6 protein-coding genes are annotated in these 5,830 nt (G+C 71.5%); 4 read left to right on the top strand and 2 right to left on the bottom strand.

The window, feature by feature from the left end; all coding sequences use genetic code 11:
- The 3 genes from ABZ281_RS34245 to ABZ281_RS34235 all read left to right on the top strand — a co-directional run.
- A partial coding sequence (locus ABZ281_RS34245; RefSeq protein ID WP_356661885.1) for an ATP-binding protein occupies positions 1–444 on the top strand: 444 nt, incomplete at its 5' end.
- On the top strand, positions 441–1,130 hold the full coding sequence (locus ABZ281_RS34240; RefSeq protein ID WP_356661883.1) for a response regulator transcription factor: 690 nt from the start codon (positions 441–443) through the stop codon (positions 1,128–1,130). The genes ABZ281_RS34245 and ABZ281_RS34240, both read left to right, overlap by 4 nt.
- 53 nt (positions 1,131–1,183) lie before the next feature.
- Positions 1,184–2,212: a 6-phosphofructokinase gene (locus ABZ281_RS34235; RefSeq protein WP_356661881.1), complete on the top strand. Its 1,029-nt coding sequence runs from the start codon at positions 1,184–1,186 to the stop codon at positions 2,210–2,212.
- 53 nt (positions 2,213–2,265) lie between these two features.
- Here ABZ281_RS34235 and ABZ281_RS34230 read toward each other — a convergent pair whose 3' ends face one another.
- Together ABZ281_RS34230 and ABZ281_RS34225 are read right to left on the bottom strand one after the other, a co-directional pair.
- The gene (locus ABZ281_RS34230) at positions 2,266–4,131 is read right to left on the bottom strand and encodes an anthranilate synthase family protein (RefSeq protein WP_356661879.1); all 1,866 of its coding nucleotides are present in this window, start codon (positions 4,129–4,131) and stop codon (positions 2,266–2,268) included.
- Between the two features lie 96 nt (positions 4,132–4,227).
- Entirely contained in the window at positions 4,228–4,284 is a 57-nt protein-coding gene (locus ABZ281_RS34225) for a trp operon leader peptide (protein ID WP_078625594.1), read from the bottom strand.
- A gap of 96 nt (positions 4,285–4,380) precedes the next feature.
- Here ABZ281_RS34225 and ABZ281_RS34220 point away from each other — a divergent pair, with 96 nt between their 5' ends.
- Positions 4,381–5,733: a class II 3-deoxy-7-phosphoheptulonate synthase gene (locus ABZ281_RS34220; RefSeq protein WP_356661877.1), complete on the top strand. Its 1,353-nt coding sequence runs from the start codon at positions 4,381–4,383 to the stop codon at positions 5,731–5,733.
- The last annotated feature ends 97 nt before the right edge of the window (positions 5,734–5,830 follow it).

Raw genomic sequence — 5,830 nt, 5'->3', positions numbered from 1 at the left:
GACGAGGAGCCCGAGCCGGGCGGCCCCGTCGACCTGCGCGCCCTGCTCGCGCCGTACGCCGGAGCCATGGTCAGCCTCGCCGAGCCGGGCGCGCCCGTGCCGCTGGCCCCGGCCGCCGCCCGGGAGGTGGCCGCAGCCGTAGGGGCCGCCCTGGACAACGTCCGCCGGCACGCCGGTGCGGACGCGCGTGCGTGGATCCTGGTCGAGGACGAGCCCGACGAGGTGGTCGTCACCGTCCGGGACGACGGACCCGGCATCCCAAAGGGGCGGCTCGTCCAGGCCGAGGGCGAGGGGCGGCTCGGCGTCGCCCTGTCGATCCGCGGCCGGCTGCGCGATCTGGGCGGCAGTGCGGAACTGATCTCCGTGCCCGGCCAGGGCACGGAGGTCGAGCTGAAGGTACCGAAGGACGTGACGGACACACGGGGGAAGGCGGAGCAGCGATGACGGAGACCAGCGGAGACCGGCAGGGCCCGATCAGGGTCATGGTCGTCGACGACCACCCCATGTGGCGCGACGCCGTCGCCCGTGACCTGGCCGAGTCGGGCTTCGAGGTGGTCGCCACAGCCGGCGACGGCGACCAGGCCGTACGCCGCGCCAAGGCCGCCGCCCCCGACGTCCTCGTGCTCGACCTGAACCTGCCCGCCAAGCCCGGCGTCCAGGTCTGCAAGGAGGTCGTCGCCGCGAACCCCGCCCTGCGCGTCCTCGTGCTGTCCGCGAGCGGTGAGCACGCCGACGTCCTGGAGGCCGTGAAGTCCGGCGCGACCGGCTATCTGCTCAAGTCCGCCTCCACCGGGGAACTCCAGGACGCGGTCCGCCGCACGGCCGTCGGCGACCCGGTCTTCACCCCCGGCCTCGCCGGGCTGGTCCTCGGCGAGTACCGCCGCCTGGCCTCCGAACCGGGCCCCGCCCCCGACACCGGCGAACCCAAGGCGCCCCGGCTCACCGACCGCGAGACCGAGGTGCTGCGCCTGGTCGCCAAGGGCCTGAGCTACAAGCAGATCGCCGAGCGTCTGGTCATCTCCCACCGCACGGTGCAGAACCACGTCCAGAACACCCTCGGCAAGCTCCAGTTGCACAACCGCGTCGAGCTCGTCAGGTACGCGATAGAGCGTGGCCTCGACGACGAGTGAGGCGCACGTCACACTGACCCTTCGTCAGGCACCTGCGGCGAAGGGACTGTTCCATGCGCGTCGGAGTACTGACCGGAGGCGGCGACTGCCCCGGCCTCAACGCCGTCATCCGGGCCATCGTCCGCAAGGGCGTGCAGGAGTACGGCTATGACTTCACCGGCTTCCGGGACGGCTGGCGAGGACCACTGGAAGGCGACACCGTCCGTCTCGACATCCCCACCGTGCGCGGCATCCTGCCCCGCGGCGGCACCATTCTCGGCTCCTCGCGGACCAACCCGCTGACAGTGGAGAACGGCATCCGCCGGATCAGGGAGAACCTCGCCGGTCTTGAGGTCGAGGCGCTCATCGCCATCGGAGGCGAGGACACCCTGGGCGTGGCCGCCCGGCTGTCCGACGAGCACGGCGTGCCCTGTGTGGGCGTACCCAAGACGATCGACAACGACCTGTCCGCCACCGACTACACCTTCGGCTTCGACACCGCCGTCGGCATCGCGACCGAGGCCATCGACCGGCTGCACACCACCGCCGAGTCCCATATGCGCGTCCTGGTCGTCGAGGTGATGGGCCGGCACGCCGGCTGGATCGCCCTCCACTCGGGCCTGGCCGGCGGTGCCAACGTCATCCTCATCCCCGAGCAGCGCTTCGACGTCGAGCAGGTGTGCGCCTGGGTGACCTCCCGTTTCCGGGCGTCGTACGCGCCGATCGTCGTCGTCGCCGAGGGGGCCGTGCCGAAGGACGGCGACGTCGTCCTCAAGGACCAGTCGCTGGACTCCTTCGGGCACGTCCGGCTGTCGGGGGTCGGGGAGTGGCTCGCCAAGGAGATCGAGAAGCGCACGGGCAAGGAGGCCCGCACGACGGTCCTCGGGCACGTCCAGCGCGGCGGCACCCCCAGCGCCTTCGACCGCTGGCTCGCCACCCGTTTCGGGCTGCACGCCATCGACTGCGTCCGCGACCGCGACTTCGGCCGGATGGTCGCCCTGCGCGGCACGGACATCGTCCGCGTCCCCATCGCGGACGCCACGGCCCGCCTGAAGACGGTGGACCCGGCGCTGTACGAGGAGGTCGGGGTGTTCTTCGGCTGACGGCCCGGCGCCCGGTGCCGGTCGGGGCCGAGCGGCCCCGACCGGGCTCCGCACTACACCGAGGGCGCGCTCGTTTCCCGCAGCTGCCCCACCAGCTCCCACACGACCGCCGCGCCGTTCAGCGTCAGCACCGACTCGGGGTGGAACTGCACCCCGGCGAACCCGGGCGCCCGCAGCGCGTGCACCTCACCGTCGGCCGCCCGGGAGATCTCGACGCCGTGAGCCGCCAGCTCCATCGCCGTCTCGTCGTCGCAGCGCGCCACGAAGCTGTTGTAGAAGCCCACGACCTCGCGCCGCCCGAACAGTTCGATCTCCGTCTGCGCCCCCTGGTACGGCACGTCCCTTCGCACGATGTCCAGTCCCAGCTCGGCCGCGATCAGCTCGTGCCCGAGACAGACACCCAGCACGCCCTGCCGCTCACCCCTGATCACCTCGGCGGTGAGACCGCGCAGGAAGCGCATCTTGGGATCGGCGAGGTCGGACGGATCGCCCGGGCCGGGCCCGAGCACGACGAGTCCTTCGTGTGCGAGCACCGCCTCCCGCAGCCCCGGCTCGTCGTACCGCCGCACCGTCACCTCCAGGCCGCCGGAGCGCAGCACGTGCGCGAGCATCGCCGTGAAGGTGTCCTCGCCGTCGACGACCAGGGCGTGCCCGGCCGGTTCCGCCGCGCGCTCCTGCATCCGCAGCCAGAACGGGGCGAGGGAGGCCCGGCGTCCGTCCAGCGCGGCCCGGACCCGGGGGTCGTCGGCCAGCTGTGGCCGTGCGGCCTCGGCATGCGGCCGGGACGGACGCACGCCCAGCGCCGTCAGCACACCCGCCGCCTTGGCGTGCGTCACGGCCACCTCGCTCGCCGGGTCCGAGCCGCGCACGAGGGTCGCGCCGACCGGCACCCGCAGGTGCCCGTCGGCGGAGATGTCCGCGGTGCGGATCAGGATGGGGGAGTCGAGGGTCTGGGCGCCGCCCGGATCCCGGCCGATCAGTGCCAGCGCCCCGGCGTAGTACCCGCGCCCGCCGCTCTCGTGCCGCTCGATCACCCGGCAGGCGTTCTGCACCGGCGAGCCGGTGACGGTCGCCGCGAACATCGTCTCCTTGAGCACGTCCCGCACGTCCAGCGTCGACTTGCCGCGCAGCTCGTACTCCGTATGGGCGAGGTGCGCCATCTCCTTCAGCCGGGGGCCGATCACGACCCCGCCCATGTCGCCGACGGTGCACATCATCTTGAGCTCCTCGTCGACGACCATCGACAGCTCCTCGATCTCCTTGCCGTCGGCGAGGAAGCCGAGCAGATGCTCGGGGGCCGGCCCCTCGGCGGGGTAGCGGTAGGTGCCGCTGATCGGGTTCATGACGACCGTGCCGCCGGACATCCGCACGTGCACCTCGGGGCTGGCCCCGACCAGCGTGCGGTCCCCGGTGTGCACGACGAACGTCCAGTACGCACCCCGCTCGCCCTCCAGCAGCCGCCGGAACAGCGCCAGCGCGTCGGCCCGCCCGAACCCGGGGATCTCACCCTCGTACGTCCGCCGGATGACGAAGTTCGCGCCCTCGCCCCGCCCGATCTCCTCGTGCAGCACGCGTCCGACGATCTCGCCGTACTCCTCGTCGGCGACATCGAAACCGCCGGCCTCGACGCGCACGTCGTGCGCCGGGAGCTGCTCCAGGGCTTCGGCCAGCGGAACGCCGTACGACTCCTCGGGCGTGAGGGCCAGCAGGGGCGTGCCGTCGTCGCGGACGTCGAAGCCGCGCTCGCGGATCTGCCGGAAGGGCACCAGCGCGAGGCTCCGGTCGGGGAGGTCGGCGAGACGGTCGTGCGGGGCGACCGGGCCGATCAGGACCTCGACCAGCTCGTGGTCGTGGCCCGGGGTGCGGCGGCGCAGCAGGGCGAACGGACGGGGGTCGTCCAGCAAGCCGAGCAGGTTCATGGGTCCGTGCTCCATCTCGGTGAGAGAGGAACGGACCCCGGGAAACACCGAAGGCCGCCCCTCGGGCGGCCTTCGCGAAGTCTTGAGTACGCGCAGTCAGCGGGCCGCCGGATGAGCGGTCCACCACCAGGTCTGGGTCGAATGCGCGAACATGCGACGCACCCTACCCCACGTCCGAGGGGCGTACGGGGTGTCTCACTTGTTGGGCATGGGTCTGGACGCCCGACACGACCCCGTAGTGTTGAGGTCGTGACCGTGAACGCTAAGACCAGCGCGAGTGCTGGCAACACCTGGCGCAACCTGCCCGCGGCGCAGCAGCCCGAGTACCCCGACACAGAGGCTCTGCGCGCAGTCGTTGCGGAGCTCGAGTCGTATCCGCCGCTCGTCTTCGCGGGCGAGTGCGACCAGCTGCGCGCCCGGTTGGCGTCCGTCGCCAAGGGAGAGGCGTTCCTCCTCCAGGGCGGCGACTGCGCCGAGGCCTTCGACGCGGTGTCCGCCGACCACATCCGCAACAAGCTGAAGACGCTGCTGCAGATGGGCGCCGTGCTCACGTACGCCGCGTCCGTGCCGGTCGTGAAGGTCGGCCGGATCGCCGGCCAGTACTCCAAGCCGCGCTCCAAGCCGACCGAGACCCGCGACGGCGTGACGCTGCCGACGTACCGCGGCGACTCCGTCAACGGCTTCGACTTCACCGAGTCCGCGCGCGTGCCGGACCCCGAGCGGCTGAAGCGGATGTACCACGCGTCCGCCTCCACGCTGAACCTGGTGCGCGCCTTCACCACCGGCGGTTACGCCGACCTGCGCCAGGTGCACGCCTGGAACCAGGACTTCGTGAAGTCGTCCCCCTCGGGGCAGCGCTACGAGCAGCTGGCGCGCGAGATCGACAACGCGCTGAACTTCATGCACGCCTGCGGGACCGACCCGGAGGAGTTCAAGACGGTCGAGTTCTACGCCTCGCACGAGGCGCTGCTGCTCGACTACGAGTCCGCGCTGACCAGGGTCGACTCGCGCACCGGGCAGCTGTACGACGTCTCCGGGCACATGGTGTGGATCGGTGAGCGCACGCGGCAGCTGGACCACGCGCACATCGAGTTCGCCTCGAAGATCCGCAACCCGATCGGCATCAAGCTGGGGCCGACGACGACGGCCGAGGACGCGCTCCAGTACATCGACCGTCTCGACCCGGACCGCGAGCCGGGCCGGCTGACCTTCATCGTCCGCATGGGCGCCGACAAGGTCCGCGACAAGCTCCCGGAGCTGGTCGAGAAGGTCACCGCATCCGGTTCGACGGTCGCCTGGATCACCGACCCGATGCACGGCAACACCTACGAGGCGGCCTCCGGGCACAAGACCCGCCGCTTCGACGACGTGCTCGACGAGGTCAAGGGCTTCTTCGAGGTCCACAAGGCCCTCGGCACCCACCCGGGCGGCATCCACGTGGAGCTCACCGGTGACGACGTCACCGAGTGCGTGGGCGGCGGCGACGAGATCTTCGTCGACGATCTGCACCAGCGTTACGAGACGGCCTGCGACCCGCGGCTCAACCGCAGCCAGTCGCTCGACCTGGCGTTCCTCGTGGCCGAGATGTACAGGGACCAGTAACGGTTCCGCCTGTTACCGGAGCATGGACTGGGGCGCGGATCACACGATCCGCGCCCCACTCCGCGTTCGTGGTCCGGACCCGGCGGGGAAGGTTAGG

The organism is Streptomyces sp. NPDC006265 (assembly GCF_040613555.1).
In the GTDB taxonomy this organism is placed as follows: domain Bacteria; phylum Actinomycetota; class Actinomycetes; order Streptomycetales; family Streptomycetaceae; genus Streptomyces.
Note: the sequence above shows the minus strand (reverse complement) of the source record. Positions and strands in the feature narration are given on the sequence as shown.

Coding starts and splice junctions, on each gene's coding strand:
- ABZ281_RS34230 (WP_356661879.1), bottom strand. CDS start 4,131: ATGAACCTGCTCGGCTTGCTGGACGACCCCCGTCCGTTCGCCCTGCTG.
- ABZ281_RS34240 (WP_356661883.1), top strand. CDS start 441: ATGACGGAGACCAGCGGAGACCGGCAGGGCCCGATCAGGGTCATGGTC.
- ABZ281_RS34235 (WP_356661881.1), top strand. CDS start 1,184: ATGCGCGTCGGAGTACTGACCGGAGGCGGCGACTGCCCCGGCCTCAAC.